Genomic DNA, 19639 nt, shown 5'->3' on the forward strand with positions numbered 1-19639 from the left:
AATTTATAAAACCATTAAGAATAACATAATTTTGTTATTCTCTTATTGCTCGCTGTCTTAAAGCCTTCAGCTGTAAAGTCCTCAGTTTAAAACACTTCAGGCAACTCAACCAGCTCAAGCATTGGTATAACGGCTGGCCTCCGGCATCCAGCGATGTATCAGCTGACTGACATCGGCTTTGCGCGCAGGATCTGCAATCAGATGCTTGGCCAAGCGCTGCGCAATGGCAAATAACTGCTCATCGCGAATCAAATCAGCCAAATAATAGCCGACATTGCCTGTTTGTCGTTTGCCCAGCAGCTCGCCTGGTCCGCGCAGCTCCAAGTCTTTTTGGGCAATGACAAAACCATCAGTGCTATCTCGCAGCACATTTAGCCGCTCAGTGCCCGTCTCTGATAAAGGCTTTTGATACAGTAGGACGCAAAAGCTCTTGGTAGAGCCACGTCCAACGCGGCCGCGCAACTGATGCAGCTGTGATAGACCCAGACGTTCAGCATTTTCGATGACCATCAGCGAGGCATTGGGCACATCGACGCCGACTTCGATGACAGTGGTGGCAATCAATAAATCAAGATTGCCTGCTTTAAACTCCTGCATGATGGCTTGCTTATCAGCAGGTTTCATTTTGCCATGCACCAGCCCGATACGAATATCTAAGCGTGCACTTAAATCCTCAAACGTCGCTTCTGCCGCTTGCGCATCAAGCACGCTCGACTCCTCTACCAACGAGCATACCCAATACGCCTGCCTACCTGCAGCACAGTTCACCGCAATACGCTCAATCACTTCATCACGGCGATTACGGTCAATCGTCACGGTGGTGATGGGCGTACGTCCCGGTGGCAGCTCATCGATAATAGAGGTATCCATATCACCATAGACACTCATCGCCAGCGTACGCGGAATAGGAGTCGCGGTCATGATCAGCTGATGCGGCGTACTGCCTGCCACGCCTTTATTAGTGAGCGCCATACGCTGCTCAACGCCGAAACGATGCTGCTCATCGATAATGACCAAGCCCAGTTTGGCAAATTGCACTTGCTCCTGAAACAGCGCATGAGTACCGACCACCACTTGCACGGTGTTTTCACTTACCGCCGCTAGCGCTTCGCGGCGCTGCTTGGCGGTTTGCTTGCCCGCCAGCCAGCCCACACCGATGCCTAATGGCTCAAACCACTGCTTAAAGTTTAACAGATGCTGCTCTGCTAAAATCTCGGTCGGTGCCATGACTGCCACCTGCCAGCCACTATCGAGCGCATAGCCCGCCGCGCCTGCGGCAACCAATGTCTTGCCAGCGCCCACATCGCCCTGTACCAGTCTGAGCATGGGGATCGACGTTGCCATATCTGTGGTAATGTCTGTGAGCACGCGCCGCTGCGCACCGGTCAAATCAAACGGCAACGCGGCAAACAGCTTGTCAGCCAAAGGGCTGTGAGCGGCACACTTGGGCGCTTTGTACTGATGCAACTGCTGGCGACGATATAGCAAACTTAACTGATGGGCGGTCAACTCCTCAATGATAAGGCGCTGACAAGCCGCGTGGCTACGAGCGCTGAGCTGAGTCAGCAGCTGATATTGCTGTCTGGCATCGGTATAAGTGGGCGGGGTATGTAGCAGGACCAATGCTTCAAATATCGTCAAGTTATAGACATTATTATTGGCCGTACTAGCAGCGCTGCTGGACTCATCGGCACCATGAGCTAGAGTATGATCTGGCACACGCCGCGCAAGCGTTGAAAATATATCGTCTGGATAGTCGATCTCTGCGGTCACTGCCGGTTTTGGCGCAAAAGGCACCAATGGCAAATCTGCCACCACCGCAAAATCCGCTGGCGTAAATAGCGTCATCGGCAGACCTTGGCTGCGCACCGTCTGGAGAGCCAGCTTAATCAAAGTGCGCAATTTGTTTTGATGCAAGCCTTTGACAGTAGGATAAATGGGTTGCAGGCCGGTATTGGTGATGGCAGTACTATCAGTTAGCACCTGATATTCAGGATGGTGCATCTGCTTGCCATAGCGACTGACTTTGACCTCACCAAACAGTTGCAGCCGCGTACCTACACTCATGGTCTGAGCAAGACCACGATAGACCTTAAAAAATCGCAGAGAAATCGTGCCCGTATCATCATCGACAATGACGGTCATGCCATTTCGTTTGGTATCGACATGCACCACACGCCCCGTAATCAACGCCGCTTGCCCGTGCTCCACGTCAGCGATGGCCACCAAGCGACTACGATCTTCATAATCACGCGGCAGATGGAGCAGCAGATCAAATATCCGCTTGATATTCAACTGCGCCAACTGTGCAGCGACCTTTGTCCCAACACCCGCCAGCGCTGTCACTGGCATATCTAATGGCGAGACTGCGCCTGCTGGCCGTGCAGGTGCGGTAAAGTGACTGAGGGACTGATTGGCGGATGTGGTCATCGAAGATCCTAGCAATTTTTTATTTCCATCGACAAAAGCAAGTATTATCATCACACTATAAATCACTGGCTGATTTTATTATAACTGACAACACCATCGATTATGCCAAGCGATTTGATAACACGGTATTTAGCAGTCGACCCCCTCTAACAATGACATAGTGCTACTGGTCTAAACTTTACTTGCGTACTGCGTGCCTTCGATTCAGTCGCGTGCTTACACAGATAACCACTTTATTTTGAACTGACTAGGGCGTGTCGTGCGCACGTGCTGCAAAGATGCCTAATACGATAAAAGCACCACAATTGATACATTGCAGTGCTTTTTATTCATTTATATATCGTTAATACACTATAAAAATGACTATATAAATAATGTGATGCCATGACTTAACGAGCAGTCATATCATCATCGCCGGCTACGAGGCTACTTGACGCGTGCACGGTATTTTACTGCCACGGTGTCATTGAGCCCGACGCCCTGCAAATCCCAGCGTACGGCTTTGTAGTGCTTGAGATCGACATCGACCAGTTGATTGTCTACGCGAGTACGCAGCGGCATGCGAGCAAAGGTGTTACCATCGACACTGCCGTATGGAAAATCAGGCGCTACTGTACGCAGCAGCTCGACCTGCTCAGGTATAGTCATGGTCACGGTCATCTTACGCACGCGGTCAGCGTTAGTATTGGTAAAGTACCCTTGATACTCCAGCACATTGCCTGACTGCAGCCGGGTGTTGGCGTTGACTGGTACCAGCACTTCTTCGCCATTGGCATCGACACTGACCAAAGAGGCGGTGATTTTACTAGTGACTGCTTGAGCGCTTGAGTTACCGGCGTTGCTAGTACTCGTTTGTACCGCAGCTGAAGCGTCTACCGTCTGCTCTGGCGTTGGCAACATGGCAGAGGCTTGCGTGACGACCATTGCGCCGATAAGCGTACCGGCAACAACGTGAAATAAGCGATGTCCGCTCCATGCGCTAAATGGACTGGCAAAGTGGTTGGTTTTTTTCATGGTGTTCATTATCCCTCGTTGATATATCGATAAAACGCCGCGATACCGCTTCACTATCGGTATGACGCTCGCTCATCTATTGATGCGCGCGTGGCTCTCCGGCATTGGGCAGTATATAGTCAGTTCAAAACAAAACTGTCATAAGTTCCAAAGCGCTACTGGGATGAATTTTTCGCAGCCTCTGTGTATACAGCACACAAGGAAAATTTATACCAGTAGCGCTATAACATTTTTAAATTGAATCTACTATAGTTGCATGCCAAAGACGGCATTTATTTTTCTTGATTATCTTCGTTCGCGGTCTGTAAAGCAATAGCGTTTAGCATAGCAAAAACCCTATAGCTGTACATAAGCCCCGTGTTGCGGTTGTGTATATAGTGCATCGGCTCTGAAAATGATAAACACCACTGAAATAAAAGATAGCTCATAACGGCGTTTTTTGCTATGGTAATTCTTTAGCGATCGGCTTGTTTGCCGCGCCTTTTTTATTCTAACCACAACTGCCCCTATTATGACTACTAGCGCCATGCCACAGATCAATCCTGAATACGTTCATTGGTTTCGCAACTCAGCCCCTTACATCAATACGCATCGCGGCAAAACGTTCGTGATTATGTTTGGTGGTGAAGCGGTCAACCATCCAAATTTTAGCACCCTAATCCATGACTTTGCCTTACTCCATAGCTTAGGTATCAAGCTGGTGCTGGTGCATGGATCTAGGCCACAAATCGAAAAAAACTTAAAAGACGCCGCCATCACCTCGCCCCTGCATCAAGATATTCGTGTCACGCCGCGAGAAGCGATGCCGGCCATCTTACAGGCGGTCGGTGCCATCCGCCTACAGATCGAAGCGCAGCTATCGATGGGCTTGGCCAACTCGCCCATGTACGGCTCTCGTATCGATGCGATTTCTGGCAACTTTGTCACAGCGCGGCCTTATGGCGTTCGTGATGGCGTCGACTACCAAATGACAGGCGAAGTACGCTCGATCGATGTTGAAGCCATCAAAAACAATCTGCTCCACGACCATATCGTGATATTGGGCTCGATGGGCTACTCAGCGACAGGCGAAGTGTTTAATTTGCTCGCCGAAGACGTGGCGCTTAGCACCGCAGTGAGCTTGGGTGCCGATAAGCTTATTTTCTTAGGCGAAGAAGCCGGCATCAATGACAATGATCGCTTGCTACGAGAGATGATTCCAAACGAAGTCGATCGCTTCTTACGCGACCGCGACCTAAACTGTGAGATCAATTATTTCTTACACTGTGCCAGTGTGGCTTGCCGCCAAGGTGTCCATCGCACGCACATCATCTCATACGCCAAAAACGGCGCGCTCCTCGAAGAGCTATTCACCCGTGATGGCTCTGGCACCCTAATCAGCCACGACCCTTATGAAGAAATCCGCCACGCCAACATCGATGACGTGGTCGGCCTGCTCGAGCTTTTGACGCCACTTGAAGAGCAAGGCATCTTGGTGGCTCGCTCGCGTGAGCGCCTCGAGCAAGAAATCGACAACTACAGCGTCATCGAGCGTGATGGCATGATTTTAGGCTGCGCCGCTTTATACCCACTCGATGACGACTCAGCAGAGGTCGCTTGCGTCGCCGTCCATGCCGAATACCGTAACGGCAGCCGCGGCAATGATTTGCTGGCATTTATCGAGCAGCAAGCACGTAGCCATGGCCTACACAAGCTCTTTGTCTTAACGACTCGCACCGCCCATTGGTTTGTCGAGCACGGTTTTGCCGAAGTCGATGCCAGCGCTCTGCCCGCTGCGCGCCGCGAAAAGTACAACAACGGTCGTAACTCTAAGGTCTTTCAAAAAACCTTATAATCTAGGCAGGCTTTGGTCAACCGCCGCGCCAAACCAAAAAAGCCCTCATTTATAAATGAGGGCTTTTTTATCAACGCTAAAAATTGGTAGGGTAACTTTTTAGTTGGTCACTGATACTTTATCAATGTCACTCTGTAAATGGCACTTTATAAGTGATGCCTTATAAACGACACCTGATAGAGGCAGTCGCGCACAGATATCAGTCTGTCAATGCCAGATATAACACTAAAAGCGATGAGTGCCCTAATGCATTATTTTACGTTTAATAGCTCAACCGTAAAGATAAGCGTACTGTTTGGCTCGATACCCGCGTTACCCGCTTCACCATACGCGATGTCAGATGGGATATAAAACTCGTATTTGCCGCCCTCTTTCATCAGTTGTAGACCTTCTGTCCAGCCCGCGATGACTTGATTGAGTGGGAACTCAATTGGCTCGCCGCGCTCGTATGAGCTATCAAATACTGTACCGTCGATCAGCTTACCTTCGTAATTGACTTCGACCACATCGGTGGCTTTTGGTGATTTGCCTGTACCTGCTTCGATGACCTTGTACTGCAGACCAGAAGAGGTTTCTTTTACGCCTTCCTTCTTAGCGTTTTCTGCTAAAAAGGCTTCGCCTGCCGCTTTGTTTTCTGTGGCTTTGGCTTCCATGTCTTTAACAAATTTTTCTTCTTGCTCTTTTTGATAATCCATCAAGACTTGTTGCATCTGCTCTTGGGTCAGTGCTGAGTCGTTGCCTTCATAGCCATCGCGAAAGCCTTGCTCAAAAGTATCAAGATTTAGATCACCGACCGCTTCTTTGTTACCTTCGGCCATCATATAACCCAAGCTATAGCCTACTTTTTCGTTCGCCGAGCTTTGCTCAGTAATTGAGATGCTTTGCGCCGCGGTTTCTTGATTGCCGTTATTGGTGCTACAGCCTGTAACTAACAACATAGCGCTAGCAAGTGCACCAACGCTTAAGGTAGTGATTTTTTTCATAAAGTACTCTCAAATTGTAAGAATAGTGGCAAGATGTCACATGTTCCTATGATAGCAAATCTTGGTTTTAGGAGCCATGTTTGGCAAAAAATTATCGGGCGAATGTACAGTCTGTGTTAATATTTCCTGTCACGATAACAAGTTATCACACAAATACAGTAACACGTTAAGCTTTCTATCTTTAAATCCCCTAATACATCAGCTAAGCTGAATGAGTTCAGGTGATAAGTAACCGAGTGTAACTCTTTATCATGGATGATATGACATTGGTGGTATAGCAATTAGCACAAGATAAGCCGATGTTTTTTCGATGAATTTTTACACTTAAAAATTATAATATCACCGCACAACCGACTTAAAAAAGCTATTTATCATAACCATCTATGTTGGTTTCGCTCGCTGATAGCAGTACCTAGCCTATCATTCGGCGGCTTTTATATGATGATTAAAGGAGGATAAGATGAATCCAATGTTTGCGTCTTTTAACGGTTATCTGGGTGGGCCTATTGGTTCCATCATTGGGGCCATTTTGATATTTATTATTGGCTGGCTTGTCGCACTGGGTATCGCGGCTTTGGTTCGCAATGTACTGTCTAAAGTGAATCTCAACCAACGCATGAATTCTTCAACCGGCAAAACCTACGATTTAGAAGGCATCATCTCTAAAATCGTATTTTGGTTTATCTTTATCATCGCCATTTCTGGAGCGTTGAACCAATTGAATCTGAACTCCATTTCGACACCGTTTGCCAATATGGTCAATCAAGTACTGGCCTTTATCCCTAACTTGATCGGCGCTATCGCCGTTGGGGTGATCGGTTGGGTCGTCGCCACTGTGGCGCGTACTGCTATCAACGCCGCCCTTGCTAAAACTTCGATGGATGAACGCCTAAGTGCACAAGCAGGCGTAAAACCCATGAGCAGCACGATAGCCGATATGGTTTATTGGTTCATCTTATTGGTGGTATTGACCATGGTACTCGGTCAATTAGAGCTTGATGGTTTGTTTGCGCCATTGACTAACATGGTTGATAAAATCTTTAGCTTTATCCCTAACATCATCATTGCTGGCGTGGTGTTTGTCGTCGGCTACATCATTGCAAAAGTGGTGCGCGGTATCGTCACCAATCTTGTGTCTACCTTTAATATACAAGAGCTGGCCTCAAAAGCAGGCTTGAGCGAAAAAAACAGCCTGCCGAATATTGCAGGGTCTTTGGCATTTTTAGTGGTGATTATCCCGACGATTATCGCGGCATTAAACGCTTTAAAAATCGAAGTAATTTCGCGCCCAGCGACCAATATGCTAAACAAAATCATGGAAGCGTTGCCAAACATCTTTATGGCAGCGGCTATCTTAGTGGTGACGTTTTATGTGGTGCGTATGGTTGCCAATATCATCAAAGGTTTGATTGAAAACACAGAGATCAATCAGATACCTGCCAAGGTTGGCCTACAAGAAACCATGGGTGATAAGAAAGTCTCTGATCTTGTCGGTTATGCCATTGTCTTTTTTGCCATGTTATTTGCCGCTATCGCTGCCGCTGATTTATTAGGCTTTGAGCCAATCTCAGCCATCATCGCGATGTTTATCGCCTTTGGTGCCAACATTATCTTGGGCGCGATTATTCTGTTCATCGGCTTTTGGCTTGCCAACATCATCGCTGGTGTGGTGGAGCGCTCTGAGCAAGGCTCACAGTTCTTAGCAAACATCGTGCGCGTCTTAATCATGGGTCTTGTACTTGCTATGGGTCTAAAAGCGATGGGCATTGCTGACTCTATCGTCAACCTAGCCTTTGGTCTGACACTAGGCGCAGTTGCCGTGGCCTTTGCTCTCTCGTTCGGTCTTGGTGGTCAAGAAGCAGCCGCCCGCTTCTTACGTAAGATGCAAGACAAAATGGATGAAGAGCAAGATGAAGCCAAAGCCAAGTCTATGCTACAGCCGAGTGCATCGACTCGTGAGAAGTTTGCTGATGCTGTCCGCGAAAATACCCCATCAGCGGCAACGAAGACTACTGATACTCACACTGATGTCGTCGATACCACTCGCGTCGATACCGATGCTATCGACACCGCTGATATCGATAACGATGTTACCGATGGTAGTATCACTGATGCAGATATCGACAATAACAACTTGCTACCAGGTAGCGGTCTAAACGACGATATCAATAATAAGTAATTTGCTCTCGAAGTATGTGTTCTTGAGATAAATTCATCAGTTTTATGCTCGCTTAAACCAAAAAAGACAGCTTAGGCTGTCTTTTTTTGTGGGCATAAATGTGTGTTTTATACCTATCAGTCGCTATCAATAGTGCTATTTATTACTTTTACGCGCCGGAATGGTGAGATTCAAACGAACTTGCGGCAGGGCTTCTGCTGGATGGTCGTTATCCGCAGAAGTGCCTGCCACTGGCATTTTTTGCTGTTGCAGCTGTTGTATCTGCTTGGTGAGTTGGCGCTCACGCTGGGTCATGGTCGCAACGGGTTGGATCCATAAATCAATATCGATAAAGGTTTCTTGCCTTCCATTGATGAATTCCACCCCCAAAATAATGACATGATGCAGCGCTGCTATCGGTAAGCGCGTGGCCACATCTTGAGCAATTTTTGCCAAGTTTGGCTGAATGGCTTGTTTGCTATGCTGCCCTTCCTGATTTTGACCATAAAATATCAGCACATAATGCCGACCCAGACTCTCATACGAGTGCTGATGTACCACGTAACCGGCGCTTTTTAGGCTGTCTGGTTGCTTTGGATGTCGGTATAGAGTGCGTACCAGCTCATGACGAGAAAACAATGACTCGTCGAGTAGCTGCTGCTGCCAATATAAAAAATCAACCTCTGAGGACATTTGGGCGCTATTGCTCAGTCGCTCATCACGGCACATCGCTATCATCTGGCCGCTTAGCTGTGACCATAGTGTGGCAGCTTGTGCCATGTGCTGCTGATACATCTGCGCTGTCGCACTTTGATTTTTGTGCGCCAGCGTCATGGCGATCAACGCCGCATTGGGCGCATCTTGCACGCCCGCTTTTATAAGAGCATTATCAATGGTGATGGCATGAGTAAATACAGACGGGCTGTACAAAAACTGAGTGACCAAATCTGCCACCCTTTCAAAATGTGCGTGCTGATCGCTAAGTGACTGCTGGAGCTGCTGTAAATAATAGCGCAAAAACCGCCATAGCTCACAAGGCGTCTGTAGCGTTGACGACAGCTTCTGCCAGTCAACATGACTGAAGATTTGTAGCGGCCGCGGTTCACCACTCATATCGATGACCAAATCTTCCATAAAATAAGCAGTATCAAAATGATGCGTCAGGCGATTTGCTAAGCGCTGTTGCGGTGAGAGTGTCGGTATATCAGCGCTCATCTCTGTCTCATCGAAAAAGACGATATCAAAGACCAATACATCGCGGCGGCTTTTCTTGTCATGATTTTGATTATCGCTTTGATTATCGCTTTGACCGTTATCGCTTCGATCATGCTTATGTTGATTGTCCTTGCTATCCGCGACGCAAGAAGTCTTATACCATGCCAGCACCGCCTTTAGCGTCGCCGTTCGCGCCGACTTAATAGTCTTCGCGCTACTATGCCTTGGTAGATACAGTGTCAGATCCAACCATTGCAACCGCCCAAGCGGCAGCTGATAGCAGGATTGCCGAGCGTCATAGTAGGCGTTGTATTGACGCGTCACTGCCTGCATATCGCCAACGCTTACGCCTGCCGCTGTGCCCTGCAGGTAGCAAGCCAGATCCTCGGTTAGGTCAGTCAAATCAGCCACCGTTTCAACCTTTTATGATTATGGCGTGTTCAACACACCCCAAATATTATGAAAAATTAAACGACATAAGCGTCATGAGACACAGTCGCTTTCAGCGCAATGAGTTGTTATGATGATATCAGCACAGCAGCGCTTACGTGCGTCTTTATATAGTTTAGGGATTTGACGAGACGAGCCAGACGCGACTCGATACAGCTGATGGTCTTTTATCCCCTCAGCATCTGTCACATCTGACACCTCAAGGATACTCGGCTCACACCGCCCATGATTGTCATATAATAACAAGGATTGAATACCATGAAACGCTTTAAAGAAAAAACCGTCATCGTCACAGGCGCAGGCTCAGGTATTGGCCGGGCGACTGCTATACGTTTTGCCCAAGAAGGTGCCAATGTCGTCTTGGTCGGTCGTACCGCTGAAACCTTAGAAGAGACTGCAAAAGAGTTTCCACAAGACCGTACGTGGATTCATACCGATAACTATCTGACCATCACTTGTGATATCAGCATACAAAGCCAAGTACAAGAGATGATCAAACGCGCCGTCGATAAGTTTGAACAGATTGATATTTTGGTCAATAACGCTGGCAAAGCCATGCAAGGGAAAATCACTGACTTGTCAGCCGAAGACTGGCGAGCTGCCATCGATGTCAATCTAAATGGTACGTTTTATGTCTCGCAAGCCGCCATGCCGCATCTGATTGCGACCAAGGGCAACATCGTCAATGTCTCCTCGCTCTCAGGGGTCGGCGGCGACTGGAACATGGCCGCTTATAACGCTGCTAAAGCCGGAGTGACCAACCTCACCCGCACGCTAGCCTTAGACCATGGGCCAGATGGCGTGCGAGTCAATGCGGTCAATCCCAGCGTTACCAAAACTGACATGAGCAGCGCCATTCAAAACAACGACAATAAAACCGATAAGTTTTTGGCGCGCTGTCCACTCGGCCGCTTAGCGACACCAAACGATATTGCTGCCGCCATTACTTTTTTAGCCAGTCACGACGCGGCGATGATCACGGGGGTCAACTTACCCGTCGATGGCGGCGTCAGTGCCTCAAACGGCCAGCCGCAGTTTTGATCCAGCCATCAATCAAACACCATCAGACCTCATAATTACCGTTACCTCGCTCACTAATAACCAGCGCTTCTTGCCTTTGTCATAAAAAACAGCCCTTGATATCATCAGATGTCAAGGGCTGGTTATATATAAAACCTCAAAGCCTGCGCGGCGCATAAAACCCATAGCGCTTAATCTGTCGCGCGATTGATGTCTTGCAGAGGCTGCGACAAGCGCTCAGGATGTCTGGGCACCACCCCTTTATACTGCGCATAGATTTTTGGCAAATCAGCGTCGATATCGCCACTCGGATAAATGGGCGACATAAAACGTATCTCTTTGGTTTTATAATCCATCGCCACTGGCAATATAGGCACGCCCGCACCCATTGCCAAGTAATAAAATCCCGACTTCCAGCCTTTGGTGTACTGGCGCGTGCCCTCTGGTGCCAAACCCAAAAACAGTGGCTGACCAGTTTTAAACTTATCGATACTCGCTTGTAGTACCGAGCCTTTGTTGCCCCGATCAATCGGAATCACACCTATCCAATTTAACAACTGGGCAAAGACAGGTACTTTAAACAAAGTATGTTTGCCCAAAATGCTGATCTTAAGATCCAGCGCAAATAGGCTTGGAATGGCATAAATACCATCGACATTTGAAGTATGCGGCAATGCCAACACCACCGCTTGCGGGATATTGGGCACCTCACCGACTGTACGCCAGCCAGCTGCTTTGAGTAAGGCTGAAGCAAGGACAGGCGCAAACTTATTGCCCCGTCTTGGTACCAAATCACCCAGATGTTTTTTGCTAAGTTTTGGTAATGCTTTGACTCGTGCAGACTCAGAGCGGCCCGATTTAGCACGATTAAATAACGTTGATGTCATGACGGCACCATATAATTAAAGATAGCCATATCATAACATTAAGCTTATCGGGCGAGATTATCTTTTATACTTTTATTGCATAGGCGCTCGGCAGACACTTGCCCATGGGCGAGCGATCAATGACAAACATCACGGTATGTCTGCTAAATTACCTTTACTCTCTAACCACGACTTGCGATCGGCGGCGCGTTTTTTGGCCAGCAGCATATCCATCACGCCATTGGTCAGTATCATGTCATCCATATCCAGCTGCACCAGACGCCGTGTATCGCGGTTCATGGTGGTCTCACGTAGCTGCTCAGCGCTCATCTCACCGAGTCCCTTAAAGCGAGTGATTTGCGCTTTTTTATTCCCAGGTACGCCCGCTAAAATATGCTCAAGCTCAGACTCATCTAACGCATAATGCACCTCGCGACCGACATCGACACGATACAGCGGCGGCATCGCGACAAATAAATGGCCGGCATCCACCAGTGCTGGGAAATGTTTGACAAACAGCGCACAGATAAGCGTGGCAATATGTAGGCCATCAGAGTCGGCATCGGCGAGGATACATATCTTGTCATAACGCAGCTCAGAGAGATCATCTGAGGCAGGATCGACACCGATAGCGATGGCGATGTCATGAATCTCTTGGCTCGACAGCACCGTATCTGATGAGACTTCCCACGTGTTCAGAATCTTACCACGCAGCGGTAATATCGCTTGATAATGTCGATCGCGTGCTTGCTTGGCACTGCCGCCCGCAGAGTCGCCTTCAACCAAAAACAGCTCAGCCCCATCACGCAGATCGCCGCGACAATCGGCAAGCTTACCCGGTAATGCAGGCCCTTGGGAGATTTTTTTACGGGCGACCTTTTTGGCAGACTTGAGCCGTCGACCAGCTTTATTAATAGCCAGCTCGGCGATTTGAGTACCCATATCGGCATGCTGATTGAGCCATAGGCTAAAGGCATCTTTTGCGAGGGTCTGCACCGCACCGGCAGCTTCACGGCTCGAGAGACGCTCTTTGGTTTGACCAGAAAACTGCGGCTCAGAAAACTTGAGCGATAGGATATAGTTGACCCCATCCCACACATCTTCTGCCGTCAGCTTCACATTGCGAGGCAATAGATTATGAATATCGCAAAACTCACGCAGTGCCTCTAAGATACCAGTACGTAGGCCATTGACATGCGTGCCGCCTTGCGCAGTTGGAATCAAGTTGACATAGCTTTCTTGAATCGGCGTACCACCCTCAGGCAGCCACGATAAAGCAAAGGTAATACCCGCGCGCTCACCGTCTTTTGCCTCATGATTATAATAAAATGGCTCAGATGGCAGGGTCTCAAGTCCATCTAGCTGCTCACTGAGGTACTCAACCACCCCATCGGTAAACTGCCAAACGACTTTTTCGTCATTGATATCATCGACAAACTCAATCGTCAGACCAGCGGCCAATACCGCCTTGGCTTTTAGGTTATGCTTGAGCTGTTTGACATTGAATTTTGACGTATCAAAAAAACTGCCATCGGCCCAAAACTGCACCCGAGTACCGCGTTTGCGTTTATTGGAGCTGACAGATTTAGTCAACGGCGTCACCGCTGCGCCATTTTCAAACGCCATCGCAAACTGCGTACTATCGCGCCATACTGTGACCTCAACGCGTGTTGATAGCGCATTGACCACAGAGATACCGACACCGTGCAACCCGCCCGATACCTCATAATTGGAGGTCGAAAACTTACCGCCTGCGTGTAGACGCGTCAAAATCAGCTCAATACCTGACTGACCAAACTCAGGATGGATATCGGTTGGCATACCGCGGCCATCATCTTCGACCGATAGCGAGCCGTCGCTATGCAGCTGTACTTTGATGGTTTTGGCATACCCTGCCAGCGCTTCATCGACGGAGTTATCGATGACTTCTTGGGCCAAATGGTTGGGACGGGTGGTGTCAGTATACATCCCGGGGCGACGGCGTACCGGCTCCAGCCCTTCTAAAACTTCTAACGATTGCGCATTATATTGACTCACAAATGCATCCTTAACTGTTTATATACGATGAATTCTATACAACCATTATAACGAAAAATAACGCCATTAAGGTCAATACTCAGTCGCTCACGTCAGATAATGTCGTCTCTTTAAACCAAGCGACCTTTGACCAATTGCTGTATGACCTCGATGACTTTGGGCAATTGTGTTTTAAAATCACTAAAGCGATGATCGCCGCCTTTTTGCATATTGACCGTCGCTCCTTGCTCCCTATAGAAGTTGGCAGAAAGACTGCTATTGAGCAACTCATCACCCTCTTTGATTAGCGCGACTACTTTTTTAGGATAGTTAAGGCTCGATAGCTGATGGCACGCAAACCACTCTAAATCAGCATTCGTGATGCGCCAACCACCCAAAGTGGTGTATAGCACCTCGGACGCCTCGTCCTTCGCATCCTCGTCCTTCGCACCGTCGTCCTTAGTCTCAGCGTTATACTTAAATCGCTGCAGTGTCTGATGCGGCTGTATACTAGGGTTTAATAAAAGCGCCGGACAGCCGGTATGGTTACTGAGCAACGTAGCAAAATACCCGCCTAATGAGCTACCGACCAAGACCGTATCTTGATCATGAGGGTTTTTGCTCGCCACACTATCGATTAACGACAGCATCTGGTCAAACACTTGATCTGGCGTCTTATTTAGATCGGGGCGTAACACCTTGATATCAGGATCATACTGGCGACAATACTCCTCTAATAGCGAGCCTTTTATAGAATTGGCATCACTGTCTAAGCCATGGATATAAATAATATTCACGTATCATCTCACTTATTGGTTTTGTTAAGATGGTTGTATCTCGATAATAAAAATCCAGCATAGCACTACCGCGAGCAAAACAATAACACTAAAACGGCACACTATTATTCAGTATTTGCACCATAATAACAGTATCTGACTATACGACGATATAAGTAAAAGGACTAATGACAATAGCAATGGAGCTGCCATGAATCAGCAGTTTGAACTGTTCGAGATTGCCAATCCCTGTATTGGTGTCTGTCAAAGCAATAAAAAAGGCTATTGCTTTGGCTGTCTGCGTAGTCGTACAGAGCGTCAGCTATGGCATGATATGACAACAGAACAGCGCCGTGAAGTACTACGACTGGTCAATGGGCGCAGACAGCGTATCGAGCAGATGCGCCAGCGCAAAAACGAGCAGCTAGGCTTTGATTTTAACGAAGTGGCTGAGACAGGAGAGCTGTTTTAATCAATGAAAAATAGTTAATATGCGTTTAATAACGACTCAAACTATTATAGATGAACTACATAGTAGCTATTGAATTTTATATCCATATCCTCAAATATATGCGAGTAGTCATTAAAAATGTAGGAGAGTACAATGGATAACAGCCTAATAAATAGCGTAAAAGACACCGTCACCCACTCACGTCAAATCGAGCAGCTACACGCTGGGGTCGATACTCAAGACGGTGCTGGCGTTAAATTGACTCGCGTACTGACGCAGCAGCTGCAACAGCGCCTCGACCCTTATCTGATGCTTGATAACTTTAAAAGTGACAATCCAGATGATTATGTCGCTGGGTTCCCAAACCATCCGCATCGCGGTTTTGAGACTATTACTTATATGATCACGGGTCGTATGCGCCATCGTGATAGCGCCGGCAACGAAGGGTTATTACAAAATGGCGGCGTGCAGTGGATGACGGCAGCTAGCGGCGTGATCCATTCGGAACTACCGGAACAAGAAGACGGTGCGATGGAAGGTTTTCAGCTGTGGCTCAATCTACCTGCCAAAGATAAAATGAATGATCCTTGGTATAAAGACTTCCAAAGTGAGGACTTGCCTAAATACACCACAGAAGATGGCGTAGACGTCACGGTAATTGCAGGTACATCACACGGCGTAGAAGGTGCAGTCACCCGCGACATCACTGAGCCGACGTATTTAGATATCCATATGCCAGCAGGCACGAGCTTTAGCCAAGCCATTCCGGCTGATCACAATGCCTTTGCTTTTGTATATCGCGGCACGGTAGATATTGAAGGCGAAACCGTGCCGACTAAGACTATGGCTATCTTAAAAAATGATGACAATACGGATGGTGTTACCATTACCGCTGATAGTAATGAAGACACCAAAGTGATCTTAATCACTGGACGCCCACTACGTGAGCCGATTGTGCAATACGGTCCGTTTGTCATGAACAGTCAGCAAGAGATCATGCAAGCAGTCACTGACTTCCAAAGTGGTAAATTTGGTGAAGGTGCTTAGTTGATAGCCTAATTTGTTGAATATTTTATTACACGTTAAAGCCCGTATTAGTTCGCTAATATGGGCTTTTTTTTGGGAAAGTTGCTGCTTTAGCTGTTTGCCGAGTCTTACCGAATGACGGGTATAGTTAAGTATGGGCATTGATAAGCATAGTCTAAAACTCATAGTTGAACGTCAGCATTTAGGGTTTGATTTTGAGCATTCAAATTCCTACTTCTTATATCTGCATTAATCTTAAGTGACTTTTTATCATCTGGAGGTAGGTAACCAATTTTGTCTAATTTAGAAGCTAAATGATTAATTGTTGGTTCATAGAAAAATAAAATTGCATTATTATTTCGATACTCTGTAAGCATTGTTAGCTGCATAGATAGCTTCACTATCGTTAAGTGCAAATCCATGAGCGTCGATTTAGTGTTTACTAGTTCAGTTTCATAATCTTCAGGTGGACGCTCTTCTGGTTTAATAATTTGTGTTAACGCATCATCTGTAGCAAAAGTCAGTAAGAAATAGAGTTCTCTTTTTCGAAGCTTTCCATCAGAAATAAAATATAATGGTTCTTTGTAAAGTCTTTCTAATCTAATTTCTAAAACTTGAATCGTTTTATATACATCAGCTTTTTTACTTTCATTCTTAAAATGCACAACTTGTTCTTGTGCAGCTAATCTAGATTGAGCTATTTCATCTCTAGTAGCTTCTAATTCACGATTTTGAAGAATAATTGTAATGAGAAGTGCCATTAAAGCAAAAAAACTTAATATTGGGTTCAAAGTTCCGCCAACAAAATCACCGAATGTTCCCCAATACTCAGGTTGCGATGTGAATTTTCCATTAAAATTTGAAAAGTACAGTATGAAGACAGCAGCCATTACAACTATAGCTGATATAAAAATTTTAAATAATACGCTAATCAGTTTACTAGATGTCATTGTCTGAATTTTATTCTTCAATTAAATACTTCCTTTTAAATTTAAGATTTTCTTACAACCGCTTTACTTTCTAAAATGAATAACTGGTTTATTAGCATGAATTCTCGAATTTCGTCGCTTAGATTATGTTTAGGTTCTTGATGTGCACGATTATTGCGATAAGCCATGAAAACATTGGCAAATAGAGAAGCTCTTCCTTTAGATTCGCCTGACTCTAAGTTCTCCCAATACAAAACCGAATTATCACCTTGAAAGGCTTTTGCAAACAGCTTAGTGCTACTTTCGTTACTTAAACCAGTACGCTCTCTGACGATATCTTCAATTTTCCGGTATCCGCTCATTATTGCGTTATCTGGATTTGTTTCAAACTCCAGTGCTAGCTTAATAAGACGTTTATCAAGTAAAGCCATAGGAATAGTAAGAGGGAACTCACTAAAAATATTAAGTTCACGTTCCTTGTAAAGGTAAGCAGAATCATGCCATCTAGCAGGACGCACTGGCTTTATACTATTGATATATTCCAAATCTTTTACACTTAAACTTGAATTACATATACGTTCAAAAATTGATTTTGAAATAATGTATTCATTAATATTATCTGTATAGTTCCGCAGTAAATTTAACACGAATGCATATCCTTTTGGCCCTTCTCCGTTGTAACCTGAAGCAAAACCACCTTTAATGACTGTCTGAATATCATACTCAAGGGTTAGCAATAAGGCATGAGCTTTTGAATAAGGCTCTTCAAAGGTGAGTACTTTTACTTCATGTATTTTTTCGCCAGCATGGATTAGGTTTATAACTGCTTTTTTACATTCTTGCGTAATACCACTGTCGCCTATGTATTGAATACCTGCTAATTTAGCCTTCACTATTGTTCCTCAGTTATCAAACTAAGAAAGGATATACTAATATTTTCCAGAAATATACCCATAAAAAAAGCCCCCAACACATAAGTGTCGGGGGCTTTTAGGAATAGGGAGCTGACGATGACCTACTCTCACATGGCCGGAGCCACACTACCATTGGCGCAACGATGTTTCACTTCTGAGTTCGGGAAGGGATCAGGTGGTGCCATCGTGCTATTGTCGTCAGCAAAGGGGGTTAGATATGAGTCTGTGTTTGTTTTACTTATWTGACTAAGTATCACTTATCCTAACTGAATCAAGGATAAAGGTGATATCGATATAATGCTTGATACAAACCACTTGGGTGTTGTATGGTCAAGCCAAACGAGCAATTAGTACAGGTTAGCTCCACACATCGCTGCGCTTCCACACCCTGCCTATCAACGTCCTAGTCTTGAACGGCTCTTTAGGGAAATCTAATCTTGAGGTGGGCTTCCCGCTTAGATGCTTTCAGCGGTTATCCCATCCGAACGTAGCTACCGGGCAATGCCATTGGCATGACAACCCGAACACCAGCGGTTCGTCCACTCTGGTCCTCTCGTACTAGGAGCAGATCCTCTCAAATTTCCAACGCCCACGGTAGATAGGGACCGAACTGTCTCACGACGTTCTAAACCCAGCTCGCGTACCTCTTTAAATGGCGAACAGCCATACCCTTAGGACCTGCTTCAGCCCTAGGATGAGATGAGCCGACATCGAGGTGCCAAACACCGCCGTCGATATGAACTCTTGGGCGGTATCAGCCTGTTATCCCCAGAGTACCTTTTATCCGTTGAGCGATGGCCCTTCCATACAGAACCACCGGATCACTAAGACCTACTTTCGTACCTGCTCGACTTGTGGGTCTCGCAGTTAAGCGCGCTTTTGCCTTTATACTCTATGAACGATTTCCGACCGTTCTGAGCGCACCTTCGTACTCCTCCGTTACTCTTTAGGAGGAGACCGCCCCAGTCAAACTACCCACCATACATTGTCCTCGGTATTGTTATACCTGAGTTAGAACCCCAACATGACCAGGGTGGTATTTCAAGATTGGCTCCACCAAGACTAGCGTCTCGGTTTCAAAGCCTCCCACCTATCCTGCACAAGTCAGGTCAAAGTTCAATGTAAAGCTGTAGTAAAGGTTCACGGGGTCTTTCCGTCTAGCCGCGGGTACACAGCATCTTCACTGCGATTTCGATTTCACTGAGTCTCTGCTGGAGACAGCGCTGCCATCATTATGTCATTCGTGCAGGTCGGAACTTACCCGACAAGGAATTTCGCTACCTTAGGACCGTTATAGTTACGGCCGCCGTTTACTGGGGCTTCGATCAAGACCTTCGCATACGCTAAGCCCATCAATTAACCTTCCAGCACCGGGCAGACATCACACCCTATACGTCCACTTTCGTGTTTGCAGAGTGCTGTGTTTTTAATAAACAGTTGCAGCAGCCTGGTATCTGCGACTGCCAATAGCTTACGGAGCAAGTCCTTCACCATCAGCAGCGTACCTTCTCCCGAAGTTACGGTACCATTTTGCCTAGTTCCTTCAGCAGAGTTCTC

Annotated in this window: 14 protein-coding genes and 2 rRNA genes; 5 read left to right on the forward strand and 11 right to left on the reverse strand. The window is 46.7% G+C overall.

Annotation, left to right across the window (positions count from 1 at the left end):
• Window positions 1-114: 114 nt before the first annotated feature.
• Entirely contained in the window at window positions 115-2430 is a 2316-nt protein-coding gene (recG, locus tag CAP50_RS12280) for an ATP-dependent DNA helicase RecG (RefSeq protein WP_075102464.1), read from the reverse strand.
• 426 nt (window positions 2431-2856) lie between these two features.
• Window positions 2857-3453: a hypothetical protein gene (locus tag CAP50_RS12285; RefSeq protein WP_226941241.1), complete on the reverse strand. Its 597-nt coding sequence runs from the start codon at window positions 3451-3453 to the stop codon at window positions 2857-2859.
• Window positions 3454-3955: 502 nt separating this feature from the next.
• Between CAP50_RS12285 and argA the strand changes: the two genes are divergently transcribed.
• On the forward strand, window positions 3956-5278 hold the full coding sequence (gene argA / locus CAP50_RS12290) for an amino-acid N-acetyltransferase (RefSeq protein ID WP_075102463.1): 1323 nt from the start codon (window positions 3956-3958) through the stop codon (window positions 5276-5278).
• 251 nt (window positions 5279-5529) lie between these two features.
• Here the strand turns inward: argA and CAP50_RS12295 are convergent, their stop codons facing one another.
• The gene (locus CAP50_RS12295) at window positions 5530-6261 is read right to left on the reverse strand and encodes an FKBP-type peptidyl-prolyl cis-trans isomerase (RefSeq protein ID WP_075102462.1); all 732 of its coding nucleotides are present in this window, start codon (window positions 6259-6261) and stop codon (window positions 5530-5532) included.
• A 460-nt stretch (window positions 6262-6721) separates the two neighbouring features.
• On the opposite strand from CAP50_RS12295, the gene CAP50_RS12300 reads away from it, so the two are divergent.
• Window positions 6722-8440: a mechanosensitive ion channel gene (locus CAP50_RS12300; protein WP_075102461.1), complete on the forward strand. Its 1719-nt coding sequence runs from the start codon at window positions 6722-6724 to the stop codon at window positions 8438-8440.
• Between the two features lie 135 nt (window positions 8441-8575).
• Here CAP50_RS12300 and CAP50_RS12305 read toward each other — a convergent pair whose 3' ends face one another.
• A complete protein-coding gene (locus CAP50_RS12305) occupies window positions 8576-10045 on the reverse strand; it encodes a hypothetical protein (RefSeq protein WP_075102460.1) in 1470 nt (489 codons plus the stop codon).
• A gap of 297 nt (window positions 10046-10342) precedes the next feature.
• On the opposite strand from CAP50_RS12305, the gene CAP50_RS12310 reads away from it, so the two are divergent.
• The gene (locus CAP50_RS12310; protein WP_075102459.1) at window positions 10343-11125 is read left to right on the forward strand and encodes an SDR family NAD(P)-dependent oxidoreductase; all 783 of its coding nucleotides are present in this window, start codon (window positions 10343-10345) and stop codon (window positions 11123-11125) included.
• Window positions 11126-11295: 170 nt separating this feature from the next.
• Here the strand turns inward: CAP50_RS12310 and CAP50_RS12315 are convergent, their stop codons facing one another.
• From CAP50_RS12315 to CAP50_RS12325, 3 genes are all read right to left on the reverse strand, one after another.
• Window positions 11296-11991, reverse strand: coding sequence for a lysophospholipid acyltransferase family protein (locus CAP50_RS12315; protein ID WP_075102458.1), 696 nt, complete (start codon window positions 11989-11991; stop codon window positions 11296-11298).
• A gap of 129 nt (window positions 11992-12120) precedes the next feature.
• Window positions 12121-14007, reverse strand: a complete 1887-nt coding sequence (parE, locus tag CAP50_RS12320; RefSeq protein WP_075102457.1) for a DNA topoisomerase IV subunit B — start codon at window positions 14005-14007, stop codon at window positions 12121-12123.
• Between the two features lie 110 nt (window positions 14008-14117).
• A complete protein-coding gene (locus tag CAP50_RS12325) occupies window positions 14118-14783 on the reverse strand; it encodes a YqiA/YcfP family alpha/beta fold hydrolase (protein ID WP_100750119.1) in 666 nt (221 codons plus the stop codon).
• Window positions 14784-14973: 190 nt separating this feature from the next.
• Between CAP50_RS12325 and CAP50_RS12330 the strand changes: the two genes are divergently transcribed.
• Complete coding sequence (locus CAP50_RS12330; RefSeq protein ID WP_075102455.1) at window positions 14974-15234, forward strand: DUF1289 domain-containing protein; 261 nt, start codon at window positions 14974-14976, stop codon at window positions 15232-15234.
• Between the two features lie 132 nt (window positions 15235-15366).
• Window positions 15367-16260, forward strand: coding sequence for a pirin family protein (locus CAP50_RS12335; protein ID WP_075102454.1), 894 nt, complete (start codon window positions 15367-15369; stop codon window positions 16258-16260).
• A gap of 161 nt (window positions 16261-16421) precedes the next feature.
• Here CAP50_RS12335 and CAP50_RS12340 read toward each other — a convergent pair whose 3' ends face one another.
• From CAP50_RS12340 to CAP50_RS12355, 4 genes are all read right to left on the reverse strand, one after another.
• Window positions 16422-17210 (reverse strand): hypothetical protein, encoded by a 789-nt coding sequence (locus CAP50_RS12340; protein WP_075102453.1) that lies wholly within the window; start codon window positions 17208-17210, stop codon window positions 16422-16424.
• A gap of 20 nt (window positions 17211-17230) precedes the next feature.
• The gene (locus tag CAP50_RS12345) at window positions 17231-18061 is read right to left on the reverse strand and encodes a TIGR02391 family protein (RefSeq protein ID WP_083608634.1); all 831 of its coding nucleotides are present in this window, start codon (window positions 18059-18061) and stop codon (window positions 17231-17233) included.
• 109 nt (window positions 18062-18170) lie between these two features.
• Window positions 18171-18285, reverse strand: a 5S ribosomal RNA gene (gene rrf, locus CAP50_RS12350).
• Between the two features lie 123 nt (window positions 18286-18408).
• Window positions 18409-19639, reverse strand: a 23S ribosomal RNA gene (locus CAP50_RS12355); the annotation flags it as partial.

It is taken from the genome of Psychrobacter sp. L7, assembly GCF_002810365.1.
Classification (GTDB): Bacteria; Pseudomonadota; Gammaproteobacteria; order Pseudomonadales; family Moraxellaceae; genus Psychrobacter; species Psychrobacter celer.